This is a genomic window from Streptococcus moroccensis, assembly GCF_030812835.1.
GTDB classification, from domain to species: Bacteria; Bacillota; Bacilli; order Lactobacillales; family Streptococcaceae; genus Streptococcus; species Streptococcus moroccensis.
In genome coordinates, this window is the sequence record NZ_JAUSTM010000006.1 from 82,052 (window position 1) to 107,930 (window position 25,879).

The 25,879-nt window shown below is 45.7% G+C and carries 29 protein-coding genes; 22 read left to right on the forward strand and 7 right to left on the reverse strand.

Annotated features, from left to right (window positions below; genetic code table 11):
- Window positions 1–58 precede the first annotated feature (58 nt).
- The 3 genes from J2S23_RS04260 to J2S23_RS04270 form a co-directional block, all read right to left on the reverse strand.
- Complete coding sequence (locus J2S23_RS04260) at window positions 59–823, reverse strand: protein-ADP-ribose hydrolase (RefSeq protein ID WP_307121513.1); 765 nt, start codon at window positions 821–823, stop codon at window positions 59–61.
- Window positions 824–829: 6 nt separating this feature from the next.
- Complete coding sequence (locus J2S23_RS04265; protein WP_307121514.1) at window positions 830–1,675, reverse strand: SIR2 family NAD-dependent protein deacylase; 846 nt, start codon at window positions 1,673–1,675, stop codon at window positions 830–832.
- A gap of 92 nt (window positions 1,676–1,767) precedes the next feature.
- Entirely contained in the window at window positions 1,768–2,340 is a 573-nt protein-coding gene (locus tag J2S23_RS04270; protein ID WP_307121515.1) for an NADPH-dependent F420 reductase, read from the reverse strand.
- A gap of 189 nt (window positions 2,341–2,529) precedes the next feature.
- Here J2S23_RS04270 and J2S23_RS04275 point away from each other — a divergent pair, with 189 nt between their 5' ends.
- The 8 genes from J2S23_RS04275 (at window position 2,530) to J2S23_RS04310 (ending at window position 8,262) form a co-directional block, all read left to right on the forward strand.
- Window positions 2,530–2,853 (forward strand): winged helix-turn-helix transcriptional regulator, encoded by a 324-nt coding sequence (locus tag J2S23_RS04275; RefSeq protein WP_370868691.1) that lies wholly within the window; start codon window positions 2,530–2,532, stop codon window positions 2,851–2,853.
- 92 nt (window positions 2,854–2,945) lie between these two features.
- Window positions 2,946–4,829 (forward strand): hypothetical protein, encoded by a 1,884-nt coding sequence (locus J2S23_RS04280; protein WP_307121517.1) that lies wholly within the window; start codon window positions 2,946–2,948, stop codon window positions 4,827–4,829.
- The gene (locus J2S23_RS04285; RefSeq protein WP_307121518.1) at window positions 4,826–5,278 is read left to right on the forward strand and encodes a pyridoxamine 5'-phosphate oxidase family protein; all 453 of its coding nucleotides are present in this window, start codon (window positions 4,826–4,828) and stop codon (window positions 5,276–5,278) included. The genes J2S23_RS04280 and J2S23_RS04285 overlap by 4 nt, the downstream gene beginning before the upstream one ends.
- A 120-nt stretch (window positions 5,279–5,398) precedes the next feature.
- Complete coding sequence (locus J2S23_RS04290; RefSeq protein ID WP_307121519.1) at window positions 5,399–6,016, forward strand: CadD family cadmium resistance transporter; 618 nt, start codon at window positions 5,399–5,401, stop codon at window positions 6,014–6,016.
- Between the two features lie 14 nt (window positions 6,017–6,030).
- On the forward strand, window positions 6,031–6,384 hold the full coding sequence (locus tag J2S23_RS04295) for an ArsR/SmtB family transcription factor (RefSeq protein WP_307121520.1): 354 nt from the start codon (window positions 6,031–6,033) through the stop codon (window positions 6,382–6,384).
- A 167-nt stretch (window positions 6,385–6,551) separates the two neighbouring features.
- Window positions 6,552–7,166: a hypothetical protein gene (locus tag J2S23_RS04300; protein WP_307121521.1), complete on the forward strand. Its 615-nt coding sequence runs from the start codon at window positions 6,552–6,554 to the stop codon at window positions 7,164–7,166.
- The gene (locus J2S23_RS04305) at window positions 7,159–7,626 is read left to right on the forward strand and encodes a MarR family winged helix-turn-helix transcriptional regulator (protein ID WP_307121522.1); all 468 of its coding nucleotides are present in this window, start codon (window positions 7,159–7,161) and stop codon (window positions 7,624–7,626) included. Before J2S23_RS04300 ends, J2S23_RS04305 begins: the two co-directional genes overlap by 8 nt.
- A 279-nt stretch (window positions 7,627–7,905) precedes the next feature.
- Complete coding sequence (locus tag J2S23_RS04310; RefSeq protein WP_307121523.1) at window positions 7,906–8,262, forward strand: DUF3021 family protein; 357 nt, start codon at window positions 7,906–7,908, stop codon at window positions 8,260–8,262.
- Between the two features lie 79 nt (window positions 8,263–8,341).
- Here the strand turns inward: J2S23_RS04310 and J2S23_RS04315 are convergent, their stop codons facing one another.
- The gene (locus J2S23_RS04315) at window positions 8,342–9,361 is read right to left on the reverse strand and encodes a helix-turn-helix domain-containing protein (protein WP_307121524.1); all 1,020 of its coding nucleotides are present in this window, start codon (window positions 9,359–9,361) and stop codon (window positions 8,342–8,344) included.
- 223 nt (window positions 9,362–9,584) lie between these two features.
- Here J2S23_RS04315 and serC point away from each other — a divergent pair, with 223 nt between their 5' ends.
- The gene (gene serC / locus J2S23_RS04320; protein ID WP_307121525.1) at window positions 9,585–10,676 is read left to right on the forward strand and encodes a 3-phosphoserine/phosphohydroxythreonine transaminase; all 1,092 of its coding nucleotides are present in this window, start codon (window positions 9,585–9,587) and stop codon (window positions 10,674–10,676) included.
- 9 nt (window positions 10,677–10,685) lie between these two features.
- Window positions 10,686–11,867 carry a 3-phosphoglycerate dehydrogenase family protein gene (locus J2S23_RS04325; RefSeq protein ID WP_307121526.1) on the forward strand — a complete coding sequence of 394 codons (1,182 nt, stop codon included), beginning with the start codon at window positions 10,686–10,688 and terminating at the stop codon, window positions 11,865–11,867.
- 163 nt (window positions 11,868–12,030) lie between these two features.
- Here the strand turns inward: J2S23_RS04325 and J2S23_RS04330 are convergent, their stop codons facing one another.
- On the reverse strand, window positions 12,031–12,804 hold the full coding sequence (locus tag J2S23_RS04330; protein ID WP_307121527.1) for a glucose 1-dehydrogenase: 774 nt from the start codon (window positions 12,802–12,804) through the stop codon (window positions 12,031–12,033).
- 152 nt (window positions 12,805–12,956) lie between these two features.
- Between J2S23_RS04330 and J2S23_RS04335 the strand changes: the two genes are divergently transcribed.
- Complete coding sequence (locus J2S23_RS04335) at window positions 12,957–13,547, forward strand: TetR/AcrR family transcriptional regulator (protein ID WP_307121528.1); 591 nt, start codon at window positions 12,957–12,959, stop codon at window positions 13,545–13,547.
- Between the two features lie 130 nt (window positions 13,548–13,677).
- Here J2S23_RS04335 and J2S23_RS04340 read toward each other — a convergent pair whose 3' ends face one another.
- The gene (locus tag J2S23_RS04340) at window positions 13,678–14,340 is read right to left on the reverse strand and encodes a Crp/Fnr family transcriptional regulator (protein WP_307121529.1); all 663 of its coding nucleotides are present in this window, start codon (window positions 14,338–14,340) and stop codon (window positions 13,678–13,680) included.
- Between the two features lie 89 nt (window positions 14,341–14,429).
- Here J2S23_RS04340 and J2S23_RS04345 point away from each other — a divergent pair, with 89 nt between their 5' ends.
- From J2S23_RS04345 to J2S23_RS04360, 4 genes are all read left to right on the forward strand, one after another.
- Window positions 14,430–15,437: a carboxylesterase family protein gene (locus J2S23_RS04345; protein WP_307121530.1), complete on the forward strand. Its 1,008-nt coding sequence runs from the start codon at window positions 14,430–14,432 to the stop codon at window positions 15,435–15,437.
- 409 nt (window positions 15,438–15,846) lie between these two features.
- The gene (locus tag J2S23_RS04350) at window positions 15,847–16,398 is read left to right on the forward strand and encodes a GNAT family N-acetyltransferase (protein WP_307121531.1); all 552 of its coding nucleotides are present in this window, start codon (window positions 15,847–15,849) and stop codon (window positions 16,396–16,398) included.
- Window positions 16,370–16,924, forward strand: coding sequence for a methylated-DNA--[protein]-cysteine S-methyltransferase (locus J2S23_RS04355; protein ID WP_307121532.1), 555 nt, complete (start codon window positions 16,370–16,372; stop codon window positions 16,922–16,924). Before J2S23_RS04350 ends, J2S23_RS04355 begins: the two co-directional genes overlap by 29 nt.
- Window positions 16,918–17,274 (forward strand): arsenate reductase family protein, encoded by a 357-nt coding sequence (locus J2S23_RS04360; protein ID WP_307121533.1) that lies wholly within the window; start codon window positions 16,918–16,920, stop codon window positions 17,272–17,274. The genes J2S23_RS04355 and J2S23_RS04360 overlap by 7 nt, the downstream gene beginning before the upstream one ends.
- Window positions 17,275–17,363: 89 nt before the next feature.
- Here J2S23_RS04360 and gorA read toward each other — a convergent pair whose 3' ends face one another.
- Window positions 17,364–18,716: a glutathione-disulfide reductase gene (gene gorA, locus J2S23_RS04365; protein ID WP_307121534.1), complete on the reverse strand. Its 1,353-nt coding sequence runs from the start codon at window positions 18,714–18,716 to the stop codon at window positions 17,364–17,366.
- Window positions 18,717–18,889: 173 nt separating this feature from the next.
- On the opposite strand from gorA, the gene J2S23_RS04370 reads away from it, so the two are divergent.
- The 7 genes from J2S23_RS04370 to J2S23_RS04400 all read left to right on the forward strand — a co-directional run bounded on the left by J2S23_RS04370 (window position 18,890) and on the right by J2S23_RS04400 (window position 25,669).
- Window positions 18,890–20,074 (forward strand): efflux RND transporter periplasmic adaptor subunit, encoded by a 1,185-nt coding sequence (locus J2S23_RS04370; protein ID WP_307121535.1) that lies wholly within the window; start codon window positions 18,890–18,892, stop codon window positions 20,072–20,074.
- Window positions 20,055–20,753 (forward strand): ABC transporter ATP-binding protein, encoded by a 699-nt coding sequence (locus J2S23_RS04375; RefSeq protein WP_307121536.1) that lies wholly within the window; start codon window positions 20,055–20,057, stop codon window positions 20,751–20,753. The genes J2S23_RS04370 and J2S23_RS04375 overlap by 20 nt, the downstream gene beginning before the upstream one ends.
- A complete protein-coding gene (locus J2S23_RS04380) occupies window positions 20,753–21,994 on the forward strand; it encodes an ABC transporter permease (RefSeq protein WP_307121537.1) in 1,242 nt (413 codons plus the stop codon). The genes J2S23_RS04375 and J2S23_RS04380 overlap by 1 nt, the downstream gene beginning before the upstream one ends.
- Before the next feature lie 17 nt (window positions 21,995–22,011).
- Window positions 22,012–22,428 (forward strand): hypothetical protein, encoded by a 417-nt coding sequence (locus J2S23_RS04385; protein ID WP_307121538.1) that lies wholly within the window; start codon window positions 22,012–22,014, stop codon window positions 22,426–22,428.
- A gap of 197 nt (window positions 22,429–22,625) precedes the next feature.
- A complete protein-coding gene (locus J2S23_RS04390) occupies window positions 22,626–23,528 on the forward strand; it encodes a DUF6287 domain-containing protein (RefSeq protein WP_307121539.1) in 903 nt (300 codons plus the stop codon).
- A gap of 127 nt (window positions 23,529–23,655) precedes the next feature.
- Window positions 23,656–24,702, forward strand: coding sequence for an LLM class flavin-dependent oxidoreductase (locus J2S23_RS04395; protein WP_307121540.1), 1,047 nt, complete (start codon window positions 23,656–23,658; stop codon window positions 24,700–24,702).
- 10 nt (window positions 24,703–24,712) lie between these two features.
- Complete coding sequence (locus J2S23_RS04400) at window positions 24,713–25,669, forward strand: glutathione S-transferase family protein (RefSeq protein ID WP_307121541.1); 957 nt, start codon at window positions 24,713–24,715, stop codon at window positions 25,667–25,669.
- The last annotated feature ends 210 nt before the right edge of the window (window positions 25,670–25,879 follow it).

The window sequence follows — 25,879 nt, forward strand, 5'->3', positions numbered from 1 at the left end:
GAAAACCCACCTCTAGAAGCGATTCTGAAGGTGGGTTTCGTCTTATCTGAGCGTCGTCTTAGACCAGGTTCAAAGCTTTTTGGTAGATGGCTAAATCCTCATCGGTAAAGACATCAAAGATGACCGTGAGCTGGGGGTGTTTGGCCTGGAAGAGACGGACTGTTTTGATAGCGATTTGCGCTGCAAGCTCCTTGGGAAAGCGAAATTCCCCTGTGCTGATGCAGCAAAATGCGATGCTGTCTAATCCATGGTCGAGCGCAGCTTTGAGGCAGGAGTGGTAGCAGGAGCTGAGTTGCTGGATCTGGTGAGGGTGAACCTCCTCTTGGATAATTGGGCCGACGGTGTGGATGATGGCCTTGGCAGGGAGGTGAAAGCCTGGGGTGACCTTGGCTGTTCCTGTCGGTTCGAGATGGCCTTGTTCCGCCATCAACTGCTGGCAATGCTGTCTCAGCGCCATGCCAGCCTGGGTGTGGATGGCATTGTCGATACATGCGTGATTGGGCACAAAACACCCCAGCATCTGACTGTTAGCTGCGTTCACGATGGCATCCACTGCCAAAGTCGTGATATCCCCCTGCCAGAGGTAGAGGTTGTCTGTGATCTTGTAAGGCTCTAAGTCAGTCAGGGCAACCACTTGTTGATCTCGGTTAACCTCTTTGAGGTAGTCGGCTTCAAGCGAGAGCAATTCTGCACTCAGGTTACCAGGTGGCCGTGTATTGACCAGGGCGCGGTAGAGCAAGTGACGCTCGTTAAAGGTCTGGGGCAGGTCGAGGTCAAGCTGGCGTTCTTCAAGCAAGGCTTTGATCAATGTCTCTTGGGTCATGGGAATCTACCTTTCTAACCAGCTGGCAAGGATAGTTGTCATGTCTTCTTTGAAGGACAAGGTCTTTTTAGCATTTTCAGGATAGCCTTGGGCGAAATCCCGGTTGAGCCGTATCAGTGTGGCGTGATCAGATGCCTGAGTCAGGCGCTCAAAGGGAAAACGAATGATGTCTGGTGTGTTAAAGCCGACACCAAGCTCCAGAAGGACAATGCGTTTCCCGTCAAATTGCTCGATAAAAGCACCGTAACGCTTAAGGGCTTGATGCCAGGATTCGTCCTGCACAAAGCGGTTATCGCTTCTCAAATGGGGCATCATCTCCGCCCCACAGTCAGGGCAGTGGGGGATGAGCTGGCTTGGAATCTCAAGGTTTTGGGTGGCTTGAAAGAGCTCGAGGACCTGCTCAGTATTGGCATAGGTCTTTTGCTGGCAGGGAATGGAGCATTGCCAAAGTTCATAGTTGCCCTGCACCTCAAAAAGGCTATCAGAAGCAAAACCTGCCTTGGTAAACTGGCTGTCAACGTTAGTCGTAATCACAAAGTGTGGTTTGTCCTTGACCAGCTGGAAGAGGTTTTTGTAGAGGGCTGTCGCTTCTGGGGCAATGGCATTGTAGTAGATATGGCGTGCCCAAAAGGCCCACTTTGTTTCGGGAGTGGGATAAGGGTAAAACGTCGCTGTAAACATATCCGTCAAGCCGTAGGCTGCAATATAATCAGCAAACAAGGTTTCAAAGCGCTCACCAGCATAGTGGAGCCCTGCTGCCTCTGATAGACCAGCACCCGCCCCGATTAAGATCAGGTCCGCCTGGTCAATGGCTTTTTTTGCTTGCGTGAGGGCGTTTTTTTGAAATAACATACAATACCAGAGTGCCTTTCTAGTGTCATAACCACTGGCAAAAAAGGCCAGACCACCTGTCCAGCCCAATTTGCCATATTCATGGACTTACCTTATTTGTAAAGGCCAAATCCACCTGTCCAAGAGATTTTCTCACCAACTGCCAAGACAAGTTGTAAGAAACCAGTTGCTTCTAATTCGCGTGCGCGTTTCAAGCTACCAGCGTCAACCACTGCCAAGCCAGAACCGTCCAAAGCTGCTGTGAACGCTTCTTTAGCGCCAGCGTCATCACCAGCAACCAAGACAGTTGTGTCAGCAGCGTCAGCTACTTTTTTGCTGGCAAGGCTTGCTGCAAAGTTAGTGTTGAAGGCCTTCAATACATTTGTGTTTGGAAGAGCTTTTGCGATTTCAGCAGCTGCTGAACCATCAGCAGGAACAACCAACTCATCAAAAGTTTCAAAGTTAAGGGGGTTCGTGATGTCGACGACGATTTTACCGGCCAAAGCATCCTTGTAAGTTGCTACGATACCATCAACAGCTGGGTATGGCACTGCCAAAATCACGATATCACCAAGAGTAGCGTCTGCTTCACGACCAATCAAGTTAACCGTGTTGCCTGCTTCTTCGTAACGTGCTTTCAATGCTTGCGCCATGTTGCCTTTACCGAAAATAGAAATAGTTGCCATAAGTTGTCTCCTTTTTAGTAAAAAATATTTTTGTTAGCTTGCTTTTCTCAAGCTATGGGTATATAATAACACTGTAGCATCCATTTGGGAAGTACGCACTTTAAAGTGCTATAGTTACCAAAAGGTACCAAATGGCTGAGATAGCCTATTTTAGGCTGAAAAAAATTTTAAAAAAGATTGGAGAACATGATGCCAGCAAGTACATTACCAGCCTGTCCTGTTGAAACCACCCTCTCCCTAGTGGGAAACAAATGGGTCGTTCTGATCTTGCGGGACCTGTTCACTGGAACCAAACGCTTTGGTGAGTTGAAAAAATCCTTGGAGCCCATTAGTCAAAAAGTCTTGACCCAGCAGCTTCGCCATATGGAAGAAAAAGGCATTGTTCACCGGGAAGTTTATCCCCAAGTGCCACCCAAGGTTGAATATTCGCTGACAGAACTGGGCTGGAGCCTGCAACCCATCGTCATGAGCATGTCGGATTGGGGCAGATGGTACCAGACCTTAGAACAATAAGAAATCAGTTTTCTAGAGAATAGTTCAGAGGAGAGGATTAGGTTGTTGGCTTTTACTTGCCTCGTCTAAATCTCTGTGGGGAAGGAGGAGCTGTGCTGACGGAGGACTTTACTTATTACACGCTGACTGTCTCGCCAGACTTAGCCCTGCATGTCTTGACAGATGGCGTTTACCAAGCTATTTCCTATGACGATGCGACCTTTTGGTCACAGGTAGAGGCTATGCTCGGACAAGAAGATCGGACCTATATCAGTTACAGAGGTGGCCATGTGGAGAAACCTCTTTTTGTCTTATTGGAAAGCTTACTTAGCAAAGCTTGGCCGACGGAGAAAGTCCAAGAAGTCTTGCTCCGTTTTCTAGAAGCTGAAGGGTCCCCCACCAAGCGCCTCTTGGATTTGGTCGGTGAGGAAGATCCAGAAGTCTATGAGCACTACCTGGCCTGGCTCAATCAGCCCAACTTGTTGGATATTGAGACCTTTGATGGGCGGATTTACCACAACGCCTTTGACCGGTTGGAGATTCAGCTGGGCTTGCCCCCAGCAGAGACCACCGAGACCTACCTATGCCATTTGGAGCTCATCTTTCAGACCGAAGCTTTTCAGACGGTCTTTGAGGAGAAGCGTTACTTGTTAGAGACCTTTGAGGGAGACTTTCACCTGCCGGTCAATGCGACAACGACCGATGCCCAGTTGACCGAGTCCTTCTATACCAAAGGTCATCTCAAGGATGCTCGGTCGGTCTTTATTCCTCGTCCGTTTCTACCCTTTACCTATTTCCTGACAGGTAATCTTGAACGGCTTTACCAGACCTATCAGGAGCGTCAGCCCAAGGAAGCCATCCGCAGACGCTTTGGCAAGGACGGGGCCATCACTCGATTTGGTGACTTTGTCCTGTCTTCCGGGGCGGGAGCACCGATGGGCTTTGAGATAAGGGACTACAACCCACAGCAGTCTTGGACCAGTCAGGTCAGGGTTAAGCGTGTTAAGACGGCCATTCGGATTGACTTGACCCACATTCAGGCCAATATCATGGCCCATACGGTCAAAGACCGGCACTTTAAAACCCGCTTAGCCTTGGTGCAAAAGCTCTGGAAGGACCAACCGGAACGACGCTCAGGCCTCAACCGCCTGCTCTATCCTATCCAAGGGGCCATGGACACGCCTTTTGACCATGATCTACACACTCCGCGTTATGCCTACAGCATGCGGATGACCCACAATTTGCTCTTAGCGGGCCTTTTAGATGCCTTGACCAGGGCTGGCATTCGCCCGCTTAGCCTCAACAATGAAGTCCTTTTTGTGGAAGACCAGGACCTGAAGGTTGAAGTGCTGACGGCCTATCTCGACAAGCTAGGTGTCTACTATGAGTATCGTCCCATAGACAACCTCCTCATTAAGGATACCAATAATTACACCTACTGGGATCCTAGGAGCCAGGAGCAGGTCTTTCGCGGGGGTTCCTTTAACCACCACGAAGGGGCAGATGTGACGACCAACATGGACACGCCACCGATTGTCGACTGGGTCCTGCAGCAGATGATCCGAGACAGGGGCGACTTTGTCGAAAGCCAGATTCTAGATTATCTCCAGGCTTTTATGGAAAAAGCTGCGCCCGATCAGCTAAAAGAGTTTTTCATGGTGCCCCTCTACCCGATCAAGAACCGTTGGGGACTGCTCTATGCTAAAGAAGATAGTCAGATCATCACAAGGGCTAAGGCCTGCTTTGCGACTAACCATCAAGCAGGTTGGTGGTACAGTCAACTCTATCAGCCCAAGTCTGGAGTGTCAGACCGAGAGGCCAAGGATTTGGTCAAGCAATACCAACTGCCCATAGAAGGTCCTGTCAAACTGGTCAAACAGGTCACTGTGCGCCTGGATGCTATTGACAAGCTCACCAAAGACACCATCAACAAAACCTACTACGCGACCCTAATCGCAAATGAAATCCGCCTCTGGCGAGATGAGGAGACGATATGACCACAGTAGACTTTTTCAAATCTTTAAATTATGACAACGGCTTGGAAGTGGCTACCAGCATCCTTGAACGCTTCCCCCTCCAATACGGAACGACCCTGGGCTTGGATGGCCTGCCCCAAATCCGTCCTTTGGAGTTCAAGTTTGAGGAACAAGGCCGCCTCTATTTTGACACCATCGCCTTTTACCAGTCCTATAAAGAATTGCAGGCCAATCCCGCCATTCAGATATGTATCGGAGACCAGGAAACCATGTCCTATCTCAAAGTTAGCGGGCGCGTGGTCTTTGATAAGGATGAGCGATTGATCAAGCGTTGCCTTGAAGCCAGTCCCGTCTTGGCATCGCAGTTCGCCCACCAACCCGAGCTCATCATCCCTTACTACCTGACCGATGTCCTGGTCCAATTCCAATCCTTTGCCCCAGACCTTCCCAATAAAGAATGGCGGTTATGAGTTCTTTAAAAGCTATTGAAACTGACTCGGAAGGGTCATTTTTTTGAAACTTATTATTCAAAAATAGTTTTGAATGTGGTATGCTATAGTCAAATTTAGTTTTGAATGAAAGGATTCACCATGTTTCAAACATTAGTCACGTCTTTTTTTCTTTATGCTGCGACAGCGGTTGATTTACTGATTATCCTTATGATTTTCTTTGCCAAGGCTAAGTCTAAGCGGGAGATTTCCCATATCTACCTAGGGCAATACTTGGGCTCAGGGATTCTGATTTTGGCCAGTTTGTTTTTTGCCTTTGTCCTTCAGTATGTGCCTGAGGAGCGTTTTCTAGGCTTTCTCGGTGTGATTCCAATTTTTCTGGGGCTAAAAATCCTCTTTTTAGGAGAGGGAAATGGCGAGGAGATGGCAGAGGAAAGTCTGGAAAAACAAGGGCTGTCTAAATTGATTCCGACCATCGCCTTTATCACCATTGTCAGCTGTGGGGCAGATAATATTGGACTTTTTGTTCCTTACTTTTTGACTTTGACGACTGCTGAATTGGTCCTAACCCTAATCGTTTTTGCGGTTGCTATTTTTGTTTTGGTCAAGCTGGCGCAGAGCTTGGTGTCCTTGCCTGGTATTGGGGAGCGGATTGAGAAGCACAGCCGTTGGATCATCGCACTGGTTTACATTCTTTTGGGGATAGGGATTCTAGTGGAGACAGAGGCCTTGAGCCTCGTTTTGAGTTGGTTCCGTTAGGAGGATTTGTTGGTATGGCAAAAATTGATTCTTGTGATGTTACTGTTTTTTCTGAAGAAAAGGTCGAGCGAGCGACCGCTTTTATCCACAATGGGCAAAGTCAAGCCTTCCTGAGCCTCCTTCACAAAGTCTCCGACAGCAGACGCTCTGCCATTATCCTGGCCCTGATCAGCGAGGAAACCTTATGTGTCTGTGATATCGCCAATATCCTCAATATGAGCATGGCATCAACCTCTCATCATCTGCGCCTCATGCACAAGGAAGGGATTCTAGGGCGAGTAAAGGAAGGAAAGTTTATGAATTATTACCTGCAAGACCAGGAGATTAAGGCTTTCTTTCAAGCACAGCTTGGCTTGGTGGCTCAGTAAAGTTGAAGCCTACGTTATGTTTAGTTTTGTAGCAGTGAAGAACTTGAGCATCGTCTCAAGTTCTATTTTTTAGAAAATAGTAAAAATATTTGACTAAATAGAATGAGAATGATAGACTAGGTCCCATGAAAGTAAAACTATCTTACTAAATGGACAAGGAGAATCCTATGGAAAAGCTGATTGCAATGGCAAAAGACCGCTTTGAAGCGGTTAACACCACGGTTTTGGAAACAAACTTGGACGGCGAAGCTGTCCTGGAGGTGCATAAGGCTGAGAAGATCATGGTCTTCGACGAAAACACCTATGCCAAACTCAAGGACCTGAGCTTTAAGGATGGGGTGATTGAAGTCAGCGTGCGCAGCCAATTCTTACCTGAAGCACCTGATTTTGCTAGAGGTTTCATCGGTATCGCCTTTCGCATTAGTGAGGACGATGACCAGTTTGAATCCTTCTATGTCCGCCCGACCAATGGCAACCATGAGGACCCTGTTCGCGCCAATCGTGCCAGTCAATATTTTGCCTATCCGGACTACAAGTTTGATTACTTTAGGGAGCAGGGCATCACGGCCTATGAAGCGCCAGCAGACATTGCCCTTGACGAATGGATCAGGATTCGAGCGGAGATTGCTGGCCAAGAAGCAGTCTTTTATGTCAATGGTCAGGAAACCTTGCGGGTGTCTGATTTAAAACTTGGTGCAGGTGCCCGGGGCAGTTTAGGCCTATTTGTAGACATTGGCACTCGAGGCTTTTTCAAGGATTTGAAGGTGACGGTTAATGACTAAGGAATCAAACATTTTGAAGGAAGAGAGAAGTACCTCATCTGTTGAAAAACGATTTGCGAGGTTACGGGATGACCAGTTTGCCTTGTACGAGCACTATGCTAGGCAGCATGGGATGAACTACAAGGGACTGTTGATTCTACTGTGGCTTTACAATAGTCCCCAAGGGATTTCTCAGAAGACCTTATGCGACAAAACCTATACTACCAAGCAGGTCGTCTATGCGATTATTCAAGGTTATCTGGAAAAAAGCTTTGTCGAGCTCAAAGCATCCCAAGAAGACAAACGTAGCAAAAAGGTAGTCCTAACCCCAGAGGGAATGAATTATGCAGATTCCATTATCGCCCCCTTGGACACTATGGAAAAAGAGGCCATGGCCCAACTTTCTGAGCAACAAGTCGAAATGTTACTGGAAAGCACAGCCCTATTTAACCACTATCTAAAGGATAAACTACTCCCCTAATTGGCACGTGATACTAGTAGATAGTTCAAAACAACGGCTGATCTTTGACCGACCGCTGAGATAAGGCTTATCAAGAATTTTCGGATTTCCTAAACCGATTATATTTTTGGTATAATAAAAATGAATGAGGCCAATTGTCATACCTTTATCACCCTGATTTAGCGTGTAGAGAGTATTTGCTAACGAGTGACATTTGTCATATCCACAAATGACAAATAGGACTACTGACTAGTTACCCTGTCTGCTATAATGAACCCATCACGAAAGAGAGGATGGCCCATGACTGAATTTCGTTCCTATATCAAGTCTAGTATCCTACGGGTAATCCTTATTTTAGGTCTTGCCCTGATTATCAGTTTCTTCATCAAAGATGCCCAACAGTCCAGATCGATACTGGGAGCGGCCATTATCGCTGCTGGGATTGCAGGAGCTTGGCATATCTATGACATCAATAGCTGGCCGCTGAAAAAAAGGATAGGTCTCCATACCTTGGTCATGTTCCTTGTTGTGGTCTTGGCTTACCTTGTTGGTGGTTGGATTAAGACCTGGACGGATGTTTGGATTGGGTTAGCTGCCTTTGTAGGTAATGGGATTGTCCTATGCAGCTTAGGCTATTTCTTCTTTAAAGATAAGTAACTCATAACACCTATCAAATTTTGGTTTGATAGGTGTTATTTTTCTATTACCCGTTTGGGAGTCTCTGTTAGGGAAAATGTTATGCCAAGGCTTCAATTTTTTGCTGAATACGGTCGACTTCGGCTCCAAATTGGTAGTCCCAGTCTTCTTTTAGAACCGTCAGCATGTCCTGATAAGCTTTGATGGCATTGGCCTTGTCGCCAAGTCTCAGGTAACACTGGGCCATAGCATAATGATAGTCCGTGTAGCGTGGTTTTTCTTGTGTCTCAAAGGCTGCTCGCCAAATCGGAATGGCTTCTTCGTAACATTCATGCTGGGAAAGGCTATTGGCGACAGAGAAAAGGACACGCCAATCATCAGGATACCGCGCAGCTAAATCTAAATACTGCGTTTTGACTGAGGAAAAACTGGTTTCTTTTTCCGTGATGAGAATGCTGTAATAGTCATTGAGACGGTCAGGATTTTTCTGATACGATTCCTCTAAGTAATCTTTGGCTTCATTTAAACGACCATCTTCAATCAAGTTGTCTAGCAAAAAGGCATAGACGCGTTTGTTTTCAGGGGCAATCCGTAAGGTTTTCTGGTAGTAATCGATCAACTCATGGTGATTTTTAGTGTCCCAATCGTAGAGAGCACCGCGTGACGCATTGTTAATGATGGTCAGGTCAGCTTTAGAATTCGGGGAGAGTTCCAGAGCTTTCTTAGCATAGATACTGGCTTTTTGCGCCAATCCTTCAGACTGCTTGAAATACAAATAGCCCAGAGTCGATGTGGCGTCATAATGGCTGGAATCGTCTCGAATCTCATCTAACAAAAATTTTTCAAACTCAGCAAATTCACTATTGGTCAGGCAGGTTTCGCTTGCAATCCGACTGTCAATGCGGGCATACATTTTTTCCTTGGTGTAGCCAAAGAGGGAGTCGATGCTGACACCAAATAGCGTCGCCAGGTCTGGCAAAAGGCTGATGTCTGGCTGGCTAAACTGGGTTTCCCACTTGGAAACGGCTTGATTGGAAATGCCTAATCTCTCAGCTAATTGCGATTGACTGAGCCCAGCCTTTAAACGTAGTTCTTTAATCGTATCTCCAATGGTTTTCATAGAAGACCTCCTTGTCATGATGGTCAAGTGCACTTGCTGACTTTATTATAGCCCTTTGGGCATCAATCAACAATAGGAAATTAGTTGAGTTTCCTATGCTTTTAGTTGATATGAGGTCAGAAATGAGCATTTTCTTAATATTTTCTAAAAAAATAGCAAATATCGTAGAAATTTTCAGAACATTGTGATACAATGGTCAAAATTTACTTTTTGGAGGTAGCGAATGGCTATTTATAACTTTTCTGCAGGCCCTGCGGTCTTGCCCAAGGAAGTGTTGACAAAAGCGCAATCTGAATTCTTAGATTATGCCGGCACTGGCATGAGTGTTATGGAGCTGTCGCATCGATCCAAACCTTTTGAAGAGATCATTCAGCAAGCAGAAAGCCTCCTCAGAGAGCTCATGCATATTCCAGATAACTACAAGGTCCTCTTTTTACAAGGTGGCGCGTCCACTCAGTTTAGCATGTTGCCCCTTAACTTAGCGCCAGGCAAGAAAGCTTATTATGTCGTGGCAGGTTCGTGGGGTAAAAAAGCCTATACGGAAGCGATTAAGTTGTCTAAAACGATCGCTTTTGAGCCGATTTTATTGGCATCATCTGAAGACAGCAACTTTGATCATATTCCAAGTTTTGAGGCGTCAGCCATTGATTCTGATGCAGCCTATGTGCACATCACGACCAATAATACCATTGAAGGCACAGCTGTTTATGACCTGCCAGATACCAATGGCGTGCCCCTAGTAGCCGATATGAGTTCTAATATTTTGGCCTTTGACTATCAGGTGTCTGATTTTGGCTTAATCTATGCTGGAGCTCAGAAGAATATTGGCCCTGCCGGTGTGACCTTGGTCGTGGTCCGTGAGGACCTCTTAAACGACAGTCCTGTTTTGTCTTCGATGTTAGATTACCGGATTCAGGCTGACAATGGCTCTCTCTACAATACCCCGCCAACCTACGGAATTTACATGGCAAAACTCGTCTTTGAGTGGGTCAAATCCCTCGGTGGTGTTGCTGGTATGGAAGCTAAAAACCGTGAAAAATCAGGCTTGCTCTATGACTTTATCGAACAGTCGGATTTCTACAGCAGTCCTGTTAAAGACGTGAAAGATCGCTCGCTCTGCAACATCCCATTTGTCTCTCCAAGCGATGAATTGGACGCTCTCTTTAACAAGGAAGCTGATGCAGCAGGCTTTAAAAACATCAAAGGTCACCGTTCTGTTGGTGGGATGCGAGCGAGTCTTTATAATGCCTTCCCGCTAGAAGGTGTTGAAGCCTTGATTGCCTTTATGGCAGATTTTGAAGCTAAACATAAATAGGAGAAAACCATGGTATTTAGCGTAAAAACCTTTAATAACATTAACAAGATTGGCTTAGCTGAATTAGGCAATGGCATCCAAATTGATGGGGACAAGTCTGATAATCCTGATGCCTATATCCTTCGTAGTGAAAGCCTTCATGGCAAAGCCTTCCCTGAAAACCTGAAAGCCATTGCTCGGGCAGGTGCAGGAACCAACAATATCCCCATCGATGAGGCTACAGCAGCAGGTATCGTTGTCTTCAACACGCCTGGGGCTAATGCCAATGCCGTTAAAGAAGCCGTTATCACTTCGCTCTTGCTTTCAGCGCGTGATTATTTTTCAGCGACCAACTGGACCAACACCCTAAAAGGGGCTGATGTGCCGAAGCAAATCGAAGCTGGAAAAAGCCAGTTTGCAGGAACTGAAATCTCTGGCAAAACCCTCGGAGTTATCGGTCTTGGTGCCATTGGTGCTCGAATTGCTAACGACGCCCGTCGTTTAGGCATGAATGTTTTGGGTTATGACCCTTACGTGTCAATCGAGACCGCTTGGAGCATTTCAAGCCATGTCAAGCGGGTCAATGACCTCAAGGAAATCTTTAATCAGGCTGACTACATCACGGTCCATGTTCCTTTGAATGATGATACCAAAGAAACCTTTAACGAAGAAGCCTTTGCCCAAATGAAAAAAGGCGTGACTCTGGTCAACTTTGCTCGGGACGAACTGGTTAACCACAAGGCGCTCTTTGCAGCCTTGGAGGCCGATGTGGTCAAACGCTACATCACGGACTTTGGTACCGAAGATCTCCTTCATCAAGACAAGATCACTGTCTTTCCGCACGTCGGAGGCTCGACCGAAGAAGCTGAGTTAAACTGTGCCATCATGGCCAGCCAAACCGTTCGCCAATTCTTAGAAACTGGTGAAATTACCAACTCAGTTAACTTCCCTAACATGCACCAGGTGCAGGATGCGCCTTACCGCATCACCTTGATCAATAAAAACGTGCCTAATATCGTGGCTAAGATTTCAACAGCTGTTTCTGACTTGGATATCAATATCGACAACATCCTCAACCGCTCACGCGGGGATTATGCCTATACGCTTCTTGATTTAGATGAAAGCAACAAGGACAAAGTCGATTCCTTGGTACAAGCTTTTGAAGATAACCAAGATATCATCCGTGTGCGGTTGATTGAGCTAAAAAAATAGATGCTGCCACTTTGAAACCAATCGTTATCAAAAGTAGTAAAGTCAATAAATAAGGATTCAGAATAACTCTACGAAAAGAGTTGTTCTGAATCCTTTTTCTGTATTTCAAAAAGGTCTCTAATCAACTACACGATGTTGATTGGGGACCTAATTGGGAAGTAGATCATTTTCCTAGGACGTAGCCACCATCAACTGGAATGCTAACACCTGTAATGGTTTTAGCTTTGTCAGAACATAGCCAAACAACAGCAGCCGCTTGGTCTTCAGGATCAGCTAAAGCGCCCATTGGAATCGTTTTGACCAATTCCCTTTCAAAGGCTTCACCGCCGTTTTGCTCAATAGCGTTGTCCATCATAGCAGTTCGGGTGCTACCTGGACAAAGGGCATTGACACGGATGTTGCGGTGTCCGTAATCATAGGCGGTGCTCTTGGTTAACCCAACCACTGCAAATTTAGCGGTGTTATAAGGACTATTTTGAGCAACTGCGATGAGGCCAGCACCAGAAGAAGTATTGACAATGGCGCCACCACCTGTTTTTTCCATAGTAGCGATCTCATGTTTTAAACAGTAAAAGACACCGTAAACATTGACTTGCATGACCAAATCCCAGGTCTTACTGTCTTGTTCTGTAATCGGAGCGAACTTACCATTAGCACCCGCATTATTAAAGGCAAAGTCTAACTGACCAAATTGCTCTAAGGTCGCATCAACTAGCCCCTTAACCTGCTCTTCATTGGTCACATCACATGGAAAGAAGGCTGCCTCTCCACCGAATTCACGAATGAGTCGGACTGTTTCTTCACCATCTTTGACGCTAATATCTGAGACCATGACTTTGGCCCCTTCTTTAGCAAATTCGATAGCTGTTGACCGACCGATGCCAAGGCCACCACCAGTGACTAAACCTGCTTTATCCTTCATTAATAACGACATCATTGTACCTCCGTAAAGTAAGTTTTATTTTATGTCATTTTAAAATAAAAGCGCCTTAATGCCAATAGCAATACATCATTTAGTGTTAGTTATCTAACATGGTGTATAATTAGTGTAAGGTATTTATCAATTTATCCATTTTAAAGGAGATGTTTATGAACACTGAAGACCTTCGCTATCTTAAAACAGAACAACTGATTCAGCAGGTTTTTCTGGATTCAGTAAATGCTGTTGGTTTTGATAAAGTAACCGTGACTAGTCTTTGTCAAAAAGCTCAAATAAGCCGTTTTACCTTTTATGCTCACTATGACGACAAATTTCAATTGCAGGAAAAATTGTTTCAAAAGCTTGAGGAGAAGTTTAAAGACAGTATCAATGCAGAGGTGTTAAATCGAGCGCGTGGTGGAGATTTTTTGAGTTCCGTTGAACGCTTTATCATGGATGTCGTCCAAAATAAGACGATCATCAAAACAATGTTTAATTGCAATAAGACGGAGATGAGTCGATTATTAGCCTATCATTATATTGACGAACCGACAGCAATTTTAGTGCCGAATTATTATAAGAAAATAGCGCAAACAGATACGATTAGGCGGAGTCGGCTTTATTTGGTTGCGGGCTTAGTCAGTTTTATCGAAGATGTGGTTAATAGTGACAATATTGACTCTCTAGAGACCTTGATAGCGCAATATTATCACTTAAGTAACGAAGCGGGGAAATATTTTAATCAGCAACTTTTAAAGTAGAAAATGGAAGATGAGTCGTAAAAGCCGATTGCTCATAAACAGCAGTTCTTGATCTTACCGAAATAAAAATCCAAGCAGGACTAAGGACGGAGCCTCACCTTACTAGGTTTTTATGTGACAATCAACTGATTTAATACGGAAAATCGTTTTGCTCCTCAAGAATGGTGAGGAGCTTTTGCTTGTTGATTAGAAAAATTCGTTGCCCAGATTTTTTAAGAATGCCTTGGCTACAAAGGACTTTAACCAATTTTGCAACAGTGACTGGATGAATGGACAAATAATCAGCGATTTCCTGATATTTAAAGAAGGGTGGCAAAGCTAGCCGGCCGTTGTCAAGCTGCGTTTGTTCTAGGACAAAGCGGCTAAACCGCAAGGTAACAGGCTCTTCCACTAAACTCTTAAAGTGTTGAATCAGCTGAATATTATTTTCAACAAGCGTCTCTGCAACTAGGCTTAAGAATAGAGTATCCGTCAATAAGGTTTTAAAGGCCGTTTGGCTCAATCGGTAAACCTCCACAGGGGTACGTGCCTGGATGGTAAAGGAAGACCAAATGACTGTACTGCTATGGGATTCTTGAAATAAAAACGGGGCAAAACCGATGATGCGGAGACCACTATAATAGGCATAGACCTTTTCGGCCCCTTTCGGAGATTGGGTTAATAAAGCACAGGTGCCCTTACTCAGGATATAGATATCCTCAGAATGCCCCTTGTCATCAGATGTGGTGATGTTTTGACCTGCTTGAAAGCTTAGGTGGCTTCCTAAATGAAAATACTGGCTTAAAGTTTTCATAAACACCTCTGAAAATTAGTCTGGACTATATTTTTTTCTTTTAGTTTACCCTAAACTAGTCTTATCAACAAGAAATTGAGGTCTATTTTATGAAAAAAATTCTTTTAACCCTAACGGCGTCAGCTATGGTTTTAACACTGGCTGCCTGCTCAACCACATCTGAAACAAGCACGCCTTCATCAGAAACCACCACATCCACCAGTGCAGAAAATACATCGACGACAGACACGCTCGTTGGGGTGGTTAACAATGTCCTAGCAGAAGATGAGGACGCGTTGATCAGTGCGACCGCATCACAATTTACGCAAGTTGACTACACAGACGAAGAAACGGGTCTGACCATTACTTATAATGTTTACTTACCGGAAAATTATGATGAGTCTAAAGCATACCCAACAGTGGTCTTTATTGGCGATAGCAGTACCACTGGGGATGATGCGACAGTTTCCCTGACGCAAGGGCTGGGTGCAAATGTCTGGGCTTGCGAAGAGTGGCAATCCGTCAATGAATCCATTGTTTTGGTACCAACCTACCCTGAAACCATATTGGATGACCATGGCAGTTACACAACGACGGAATATGTGGAATTGACTAAACGCTTTATCGACTATGCTAGCCAAGAGTACGCAGTTGACACTAACCGTATTTACGGGACAGGTCAATCGATGGGTGCGATGACAACCCTTATCTTGGCCAGTCAATATCCGGACCTTTATGCAGGCGTAATGATTGTTGATGGGCAATGGGATATCAGCACCCTTTCAGGACTTGAAGGCCAAAACATCGTTTACTTCGCTGCTGAAGATGACGAAAATGCTTGGGCTGGTTTGCAAGAAGTGATGGCCATGTATGATGAAGACGGGGAAGCTTATACTTATGCCCAGTGGGACGGGACTTGGACCCCAGACCAATTGAGCGCAGCAACAGAAGAGTTGATTGCCAATGACACCAATGCTTACTTTATTTCATGGGCATCTGGCACAATTGATATCAGTGATTCTAACTTCCAAGGAAGCTCCGCCTACCACATGGCTAGCTTTGACTATGCCTATCGCTCAATTGCCATGATGGAATGGCTTTTCCAACAAAGCAAGTAGAAAGACTCAGTCACACAATGTCATAGAAAGCCCAGCTTCGTCTGGCTTTTCCCAGATTGAAGACAAAGTCTCTTTTTAAACTTTCCTTAGGTGATAACGGACGGTAGCGACTCCCTTCGGGATTCCAAACCTAAGTTTTGAGCCTAAGGTCTCAAAACTTCCGAGTGCCTGAAACGCAATAGTTTCAGGCACTTTTATCACAGCGGAAAGTTTCGATAATTGCTAATTGCTCGCTTAGCTCGCAAAAAATCAACTCTTTAAATCCTTGCAAGAACTTCGTATTGTCCTTCTGACAGAAAACTAGGGTTTGTCTACGTCCTCAGAAAACCCAGCTTAGTCTGGGTTTTCTTGCGTCTCAGCCTTAAAAATAGTATCATAGAAGAATAGCAAATCAGAGGGAGACAAAAAGATGGAAATCAGATTAGCACACCCTAATGAAGTCAATCGGATTGTGGAGATTTTTGATCAGGCGAGAGCTTTTTTGGCAGCATCTGGCAGTGACCAGTGGCAGGGCGAAGATGGGTATCCCAATGCGGATAATGCCATCGAGGATATCCTAGCGGGCCATGGCTATGTTGGCCTGATTGAGGGTAAGATTGTCGCTTATGCAGCTGTTATTGACAGCGGTGATCCAGCCTATGAGAAGATTTACGATGGCAAATGGGCCCACAATAACCCGCGCTATACGGTTTTCCACCGGATTGCAGTAGCATCAGATTATTCTGGACAACAGGTGGCCCAAACCTTCTTACAGGGCTTGATTGAAGGCCACAATGCCAGGGATTTTCGTTGCGATACCCATGAGAAAAATACCATCATGCAGCACATCTTGACCAAGCTGGGCTATGTGTACTGTGGCAAGGTTCCCATTGATGGCGAACGCCTAGCCTATCAAAAGATCAAGGGCAAAAACGAAAGAGCCCTGGTGCAAAATGTCGGCGATTTCTATGAAGCCGATTAGGCCAATCTATCGAACCGTTTTCACCTCTCCGCTAGGCCCCATGAGCCTGCTAGCTGATGATGATGCCCTACTTGGCGCCTACTTTGTCGGCCAAAAGCATTTTGAAAAAGGCTTTAAGGAGACACCTGTCATCTCGACCATCAATCCTCCTCTATCCCAAGCACTTTCCTGGTTAGACGCGTATTTTAAAGGGGAAATGGCAGAGCTGCCAGCCTTAGCTCCGCTAGGCACACCTTTTCAAACCAGGGTTTGGGCGTTGCTTTCAGAGATTCCCAAGGGAGAGACCGTGACTTACGGTCAACTGGCTAGAAGCTTAAACTGCCAATCTGCGCAAGCCATAGGAGGAGCGGTAGGTCGCAATCCCCTGAGCCTTTTTATCCCCTGTCACCGGGTACTGGGAGCATCTGGCCAGCTGACAGGCTATGCCGGCGGCCTTGATAAGAAAATCTGGCTCCTAAACCATGAGCAGGCGTGGTGCGATTCCCCGCTTTGCGATTTTACAACAGAAATGAGGACCTTATGTTAACCATTTACGAATACCCAGTTTGCTCGACCTGCAAGAAGGCCAAAGCAGAATTAAAAACACTTGGTCTTGAAGTGGACACCATCAATATCAAGGAAACCCCACCGAGTAAGGTACAGCTGAAAGCTTGGCTAGATTCAGGTGATTACCCGCTCAAATCCTTCTTTAACACCAGTGGTAACTCCTACAAGGCTCTTGGTCTCAAGGACAAGTTGCCGACCCTCTCTGAGGACGAAGCGCTCGACCTCTTGGCTGCAGACGGCATGTTAATCAAACGTCCTATCCTGGCAGATGGCGATAAGGTCCTTCAAATCGGCTACCGTAAGCCCTATGAAGAACTGGGATTAGCCTAAGTTGCATCGTCTTGTTACAGGGAACAGTAGCTTTTGTCATATAAAAACCAATCCAGTATTGAACTTGGATTGGTTTTTATATGGTGTTTTTAACGCATGGTGACAAATTCTTCAGAACCGGTTGGGTGGATAGCCACAACAGCATCGAAGTCTGCCTTGGTTGCTCCCATCTTTATGGCAACGGAGAAGCCTTGAATCATCTCGTCAACCCCATAGCCGATACCGTGAAGACCGACAACTTTTTCATCCTCACCAGTCACGACCAGTTTGAGCTTGGTCATTTGGCGATGCTGGGTGACAGCTGAGTACATGGACGCAAAGCTTGAGGTATAAACCTTGACTTGGTCATCACCGAAAGCCTTGATGGCTTCCGGTTCAGTCATGCCGACAGTACCGATCGCTGGGTGGGAGAAGACCACTGTTGGGATGTCCTTGTAGTCCATTTTGGCTTGAGTTTGCCCGTTAAAGAGGCGCTCCGCCAAGAGACGTCCTGCCTTGATGGCCACAGGGGTTAATTCTTTTTCGCCGGTCACATCACCAAGGGCATAGATAGTTGGGACAACTGTGTTTTGGAATTCATCGACGGCGATAAACCCTCGGTCAGTCAAGGTAACTCCCGCTGCTTCCAAATTAAGAGAGCTGATATTTGGACGGCGACCAATGGCCCAGATAACCCGTTCGGCTGTGTGTGTCGTGCCATCTTCAAAGGTCAATTGCAGATGACCGTTTTCTAATGGTTCAAGCTTGCTAGGCACCTTATGGGTGTGAAGCGGTAGCTTGGTCCGCTCCATTTCCTCGACCAAGGCTTCAACGATATAAGGATCGAAGTTGCGTAGAGGGCTTTCCTTGCGGACAAAGAGGTCCGTTTTGACCCCAAGGCCGTGTAAAACTCCTGCAAGTTCAACAGCAATGTAGCCAGCACCGACCACAGCAACAGACTCTGGCAGGCTTTCCCAGGCAAAAAAATCGTCAGAAGTTTCACCCAGCTCAACACCAGGTAGGTCTGGAAGGGCAGGTTGGGCACCGGTTGCGATTAAGATGTGCTTAGCCGTGTAGTGCTCGCCATTGACCTCAATCGTTTTGCTGTCCACAAAGTGGGCGAAGCCCTCAATGTGAGTCACGCCATTACGGTTCCAGTTATTGGCGTAGCCATTGCGGGAGCGGCCGACATAACCTTCACGGTTTTCACGGAGTTTAGCAAAGTCAAACTGGGTTTTATCAGCAGTGAAGCCATAATCTGGTCCATAGTAGTGGAAGGTTTCAGCGACTTGAGCGCCATACCACATGATCTTTTTAGGGACACACCCGAGATTGACACAGGTCCCGCCAACCAAGCCGCCCTCGATCACAGCAACGTTAGCACCGTGCATGGCTGCGCGATTGACAAAGCCAGATCCACCAGACCCTCCACCAATTGCGATAGCATCAAATTCTTTTACCATAAGATCCTCCATATAGTGTCTTGTTCTTGTTAGTCTTATTGTAGTCTTTTTTAAAATTCAGGTCAAAAATCTGCTACGCCTAACTTGCTTCCAATTTTTTAGGAAAATACTTGCCAAACAGTTCTAGAAATTGTATTATATAAACAGAACAAAGATACAAAAAGGAGAAACCTATGTTTAAAGGAAAGAGTAAAGGGTTTAAGGTTGCCGTTATTGGCCTTGGAGCCCTTGTTGTCGCAGCTGTTGTGGGGATTTTGGCCCTTGGACTCACAGGATCTGCTACCAAGCAGCAAGCAACAGATGCCGAGATGACTTACACAACAGCTCAAGCTAAAGAAGGCCAGTTGACCTCTTCGACGCTATTGACAGGAACAGTTAAGGCCAACGAAGAACAGTACGTCTATTATGATGCGACTAAGGGCGAAATTGCCTCAATTGCCGTTAACGTTGGCGATCAGGTTCAGGCCGGGCAAACCTTGGTGACTTATGAGTCAGCAGACGCACAGTCTGCTTATGATGCGGCTGTTCGTGCCCTCAATAAAGTGGATCGTCAAATTTACGAATTGAATACTTATGGTGTTACTGTTGCTGAAACAGGAGATGCTGAGACGGATCAAGAAGCCTTCTCAACAGCGCAACGCACCGTCGATGGTCAAATGCAGGATCTCCAAGATGCGAGGGCGGATGCCGCAGCGGCTGTGGACAAGGCTAAAGTGGCCCTTGATGATGCCAATGTGAAGAGTACTGTTTCAGGGACAGTGGTCGAAGTGAACCGTGATGTGACCAAGAGCACGACGAGCTCAGCACAGACCGTTGTTCATATTGTCAACAGTGGTAGTTTAGTGGTTGCTGGGGAAATGTCTGAGTACAACCTGGCTAATATCAAAAAAGACCAAGAAGTGACGATCACTTCAAAGGTCTATCCCGATAAAACCTGGAATGGTAAAGTCAGCTATATCTCTGATTACCCAGCTAATGCTGGTGAAGCCAGTGTTGCCTCAGCAGGGACTGGCTCGGGTGGCTCTGCCTCTAAATACCCGTTCAAAGTGGCTTTGACCAGTGAACTTGGTGAGCTCAAACAAGGTTTCACCGTTAGCGTCCAAGTTAATACAGACCAAAAAGGGATCGTGGTGCCTGTAGCAGCAGTCTTGACTGATGATGACACCAATTTCTACGTTTATACTTATGACAAAGCTAGCAAAACAATCAAGCGTGTCGATGTGGAAGTTGGAAACGCTGATGGCGAGAACCAGCAAGTGACCAGCGGTCTCAATGCAGGAGACATCGTTCTTGCTGATCCAACCATGGACCTTAAAGACGGTCAGGAGGTGACAGTCAATGACAAAACCACTGATTGAAATCACCAACATTAACAAATCCTATCAAAACGGTGATCAGGAACTTCGGGTTCTTAAGGATATCAGCCTAACCATCGATGAAGGAGAATTTGTCGCCATCATGGGCCCATCAGGTTCTGGGAAATCAACCCTGATGAACATTATTGGCCTTTTGGACAAGCCAACCTCTGGCAACTATGACCTAGAAGGCCAAGAAGTAGACAGCCTGGGTGATCAGGAATTGGCCAAGGTCCGCAACCAGCAAATTGGCTTTGTCTTCCAGCAATTTTTTCTCTTAGCCAAGCTCAATGCCCTTCAAAACGTTGAATTGCCCTTGATTTATGCCGGTGTTTCACCGAGCAAGCGCCGTGAGCTGTCTAAACAATACTTAGAAAAAGTAGAACTCGTGGAGCGCATGCATCATTTGCCATCAGAATTATCTGGTGGTCAGAAACAGCGGGTCGCTATCGCGCGTGCCCTGGTGAACAGCCCTGCAATTATCCTAGCTGATGAACCGACAGGGGCCCTTGATACCAAGACGGGCGCACAAATCATGGACCTTTTGACAGATCTAAACCGCGAAGGCAAGACCATTATCATGGTTACTCATGAACCTGAAATCGCGGCCTATGCCACAAGGCAAATCGTGCTTCGTGATGGCGTCATCACTGAAGACACCAGAAAAGGAGGGGAAATCTAATGGAAAACTGGAAATTTGCCCTCTCCTCAATATGGAGCCATAAGATGCGCTCTTTCCTGACCATGTTAGGGATTATCATTGGGGTTGCCGCAGTCGTGGTCATCATGGCTTTGGGGCGTGGGATGACGGATCAGGTCATCAGTAGTTTCTCTCAAGACCAGCAAGACCTGCAACTCTATTATGAATCCACAGAAGAGTCTGCGGACAGTGGGTTTATAGGCATCCCTTATAGTGAAGATGTCCCTGAAATTAAGGAGGAGTGGTTGCTTCCCCTCAGGGAAATCGACGGTGTTGAGAACTATTATGTAACCAACAGCGCTATGGATGCTGTCAGTTATGAAAACAAAACAGCTGAGTCTGTGACCCTAACAGGTGGGAACAAAACCTACTTTGAAGTCAAGGACTACAAGGTCCTAGCTGGACGGAGCTTCCGGCCTCAGGATTACGCAACCTATGCTAGTATCATTATGGTCGATCAAACCCTGGCTGAAAAACTTTTTAGTGATATGGCTTCTGCTATTAATAAGATAGTTACCGTCGGCAGCAAAAGTTTCCTCATCATCGGGGTTTATGAAGATCCAAATGCTGGGACAGCGATTTACGGCATGGCTTCAGAAGGAAGCGCCCTAATGACTAACGTCCAGCTTGCAGCTGAATTTGGGAGCTCTGAAGTGGGATCTGCCTACATTCACATCTCTGATCCCAAACGTGCAACGGAGATTGGGGATATGGCTGCTGCAAAATTGACTGAGGTATCCGGAGTTGCTGAAAAAGGCGGTCGTTTTACGACCTTTGATATCAGCGGTATCGTGGAAGAAATCAACGCTTCCTTTGGTCTTATGACAACCATTATCGGTGCCATTGCAGGGATCTCCCTCCTGGTCGGAGGAATCGGTGTTATGAATATCATGCTGGTATCCGTGACCGAGCGGACCCGAGAAATCGGTCTTCGTAAAGCTCTTGGAGCGACTCGTTTTAAAATCTTGACTCAGTTCTTAATTGAAGCTATGGTTTTGACGATGATTGGTGGTGCGATTGGTCTAGTTTTTGCTTTTATTGTTACCAAAATCATTGAAGGCCTCATGGCAAGCAACCCTGCTATGGCCATTCCGTTATCTGTTTCTCTTGATGTGGCCCTTGGTGCCATTGCCTTTTCAGCCCTTATTGGTATTGTCTTTGGGCTTTTACCGGCCAACAAGGCTAGCAAGCTTAACCCTATCGAAGCCCTCCGTTACGAGTAGGAGAAAAGGAGTCTCAGATGAAGAAGGTTCTAATCTATGTCAGTATCTCTTTAACAGTCTTTTTGTTAACTGGTTGCTCCCTATTTGGCGCTAAAACGGTTAGCCAAGAGAAAATCACGGTCTATGATACGGAAAATAACAATATTTTTGAGTCAACGAACCAAGAAGTACTCGATGTTTTTGGAGAATACATTGGTCAAGCTGGAGGAACGGTAGAAGGGACAGAAATTTTTAGTGATGTTCCCGACGATGCACATGTTCTCTATCGTTTTGAATTCACCGGGGAGACCGGTCATGGGATCCATCTTTATAATTACAGCAATTATGATTATCTCCTTCTTGAAAAATTGCCAATTATTGGTGATATGAGGTTGGAGATGGACAAAGGAACAGCTGAATGGATGCGACATCCAGCTAATTGGGAAAGTAACTAAGAATCAAAGCCAAGTGGTCTGAAACGATGACGCTTGGCTTTTGATTGATTACTATATTCGCTATTTTCTGTATTATTTAAAATAAATTAAAAATATGTCAAATAAGTTACAAATAGATTACAGAGAAACTTGAAAAAATCTGACCATTTGGTATAATAGTTAGTAATCAGAAAAGTACTTTAATATGGAGGATTGACATGAAAGGAAAGACGTTAGCAGCAATTGTGACCCTTATGAGTGGGATCATTCTTTTTAGCGCGTGTAGCAACAAGGATGACAAGAAAGAGAGCCAATCCAGTTCGAGTGCGGTAACCACTCAAACAAAGGACACGTCTAAAACAAAAACAAGTAAGAGTGCTTCCTCGTCAGAAAAAAAATCAACAAGTAATCATCAAGACAAAAAAGAAACAACAACCAAGTCTTCCACGTCTCCTAAAAAAACAGCAGAAACGAAGTCCTCTTCTTCAACCGCAGCTTCAACGACAGAGAACTCTAAAAAGCAAACATCCAGTAGTTCTGAGGCAACCCCAGTTACTGGGATGAATGTAGAGGCTATTGCAAAGGGAGATTTTTCAAGTATAGCAGGAACTTGGCAAAATGACCTTGGCCAAACCTTAGTCTTTAATAACAACGGACTTGTTTCAGATGAGAATATGATTGGTTTTCTTGGTCTTTCAGATCAAGGATTAGCTAGCTTTGGCCTACAACCGATTCATTCAGCTGTAGGTGGTGCAGGGCTTTATATGATTCCTAAAGGCAAAAATAGCCCATCTGGCCTAAATTTTGGACAGGATGCTATGACTGCTGGTCAGAGTGCTGGATCTGAAAATCATCCATTTTATAAGGTTTCAACCAGTACTGCTGCGCAACCCTTTTCAAATCCAAGTGACGCAACAACAACGATTCCTGAAGGCAGTATCGCCATTATCCGAGATGTCCCTGTCTATGCTTTTCCTGATAGATCGACTGAACCAGTTTTTGACTATCCAGCTGGTAGCTATGTCCTTTGTGATCAGTATTTTGAACAAGATGGTGAGTATTGGTATAGCTATATTAGTGAGACAGGAGAACGCTATTACTTTGCTGTTTCAGACATGTAAAAGATATGATGACATTGCTATAGAGCAGAAAGGCGGTAGGAGCATTCCTATCGCTTTTTAGTTCAATCAGTTGCGTTAATCAATAATTAGTGATAACATAAGTTTATAAAGAAATAGAGGTAAACAGATGATTGAATTAGGGATTTCAACTTTTGGGGAGACAACACCCTTAGAAGGCAGTGGTGAGGTGTTCAGCCATGCTGAGCGGATTCGCCAGCTAGTAGCGGAGATTGAACTGGCTGACCAGGTCGGGCTTGATGTTTATGGGATTGGGGAACATCATCGTGAGGATTTTGCGGTGTCAGCCCCTGAGATTGTCTTGGCGGCTGGTGCTGTTAACACCAAGCACATTCGCTTGACCTCTGCTGTGACCGTTTTGTCGAGTGCGGATCCTGTTAGGGTTTACCAGCAGTTTGCTTCGATTGATGCCTTGTCAAATAGCAGAGCCGAGATCATGGCTGGCCGTGGGTCTTTTATCGAGTCATTCCCTCTCTTTGGGTATGATCTCAAAGATTATGAGGCACTCTTTGATGAAAAATTGGCTATGCTCCTTGAAACACGTCGGGCGCCTCAGCTCACTTGGCAGGGACAACTGGCACAAACCGTAGCCGGTAAAGACGTCTACCCGCGTTCTGTGCAGGAAACACTCCCAATCTGGGTGGCAACTGGTGGCAATGTTGAGTCAACCATTAAGATTGCCCAACTCGGCTTGCCCATTGTTTATGCTATTATTGGGGGCAATCCCATGTACTTTAAACGCTTGATTAACGCCTACCATCAGGTGGGTGAACAAGCAGGGCACAAGAAAGGAGATCTCAAGGTCGGTGCTCATTCCTGGGGCTTTATCGCAGACAGTCAAGAAGAAGCCGTCGCTAAATACTTCTACCCAACCAAGCAAACCGTCGATGGGATCGCAAAAACCAGACCGCATTGGTCAGAGATGACCTACGCCCAGTACGAGCAAGCCATCGGGCCAGACGGTGCCATGATTGTCGGGGACCCAGACCACGTTGCTCGGAAAATCATTGCTTTGATCGAAAGTCTGGGTCTCGATCGCTTCATGCTTCATCTGCCCCTAGGATCGATGCCACATGAAGAAGTCTTAAAAGCCATCCGTTTATACGGAGAAGAAGTAGCGCCTAAAGTTCGGGCTTACTTTGCCAACAACCGATAAGGAGGAAAAGATGGGATTACTGATTGATGGACACTGGCATGACAAGTGGTACGACACCAAATCAACAGGCGGAAACTTTGTCCGCACGACCACCCAATTTCGTAACTGGATCATACCAGATGGAACAGCAGGGCCGACAGGGGAATCCGGTTTTAAAGCCGAGTCTGGTCGATATCATCTCTATATCTCCCTCGCCTGCCCTTGGGCCTGCCGGGCCCTGATGATGCGAAAACTCAAAGGTTTAGAAGACCACATCAGTCTCTCCATCGTCCATCCCTTGATGTTGGAAAATGGGTGGACCTTTGAAACTGGAGAAGGGGTGGTTGAGGACACTGTCAACCACAGCGATTTCCTTTACCAGGTCTACACCGCTGCACAGCCCGATTATTCAGGACGCGTGACGGTTCCGGTTCTCTGGGACAAGAAAACACAGACCATTGTCAACAACGAATCCTCCGAAATCTTACGGATCTTTAACACCGCCTTTAATGAGATGACGGGAAATACAGACGATTATTATCCTGAAGCCTTGCGAGCAGATATCGATGCAGTGAATAGCTTTGTCTATGACACCATCAATAACGGTGTCTACAAGGCTGGCTTTGCGACAGACCAAGCCGTCTATGAAAAAGAAGTCACCGCCCTTTTTGCCGCCTTGGACCAGCTGGAAGACCGTCTAGCAGATAAAGAGTATCTGGTCGGCAACCAGTTGACTGAAGCAGACATTCGACTCTTTACGACCTTGGTGCGGTTTGATGCGGTCTATCATGGCCATTTCAAATGCAACCTCAAACGGCTAGTTGATTATCCAAATCTTTGGAATTACACCAAACGCATTTACAATCTTCCGGGCATAGCAGAGACCGTCAACTTTGACCACATCAAACGACACTACTATGGTAGCCACAAAACCATCAATCCAACAGGGATCGTTCCAAAAGGACCAGAACTGGATTGGACGATTTAGTGTGATAACAATTAAAAACGAACACCCCACTTAGAATTAAATTTCTAAGTTTAGGGTAGTTCGGTTTTTATTGACTTAAAATCTGTGAATTTTTGTTAAATGTTTGTTATGTTATGCCATTCTATCTCTCAAAACCTTATAATATCAAGGTTTTTAAGCGTGATTACTTCATCGTAGGGAATAGAAGTGCATTAATCTATAATGTTTGCC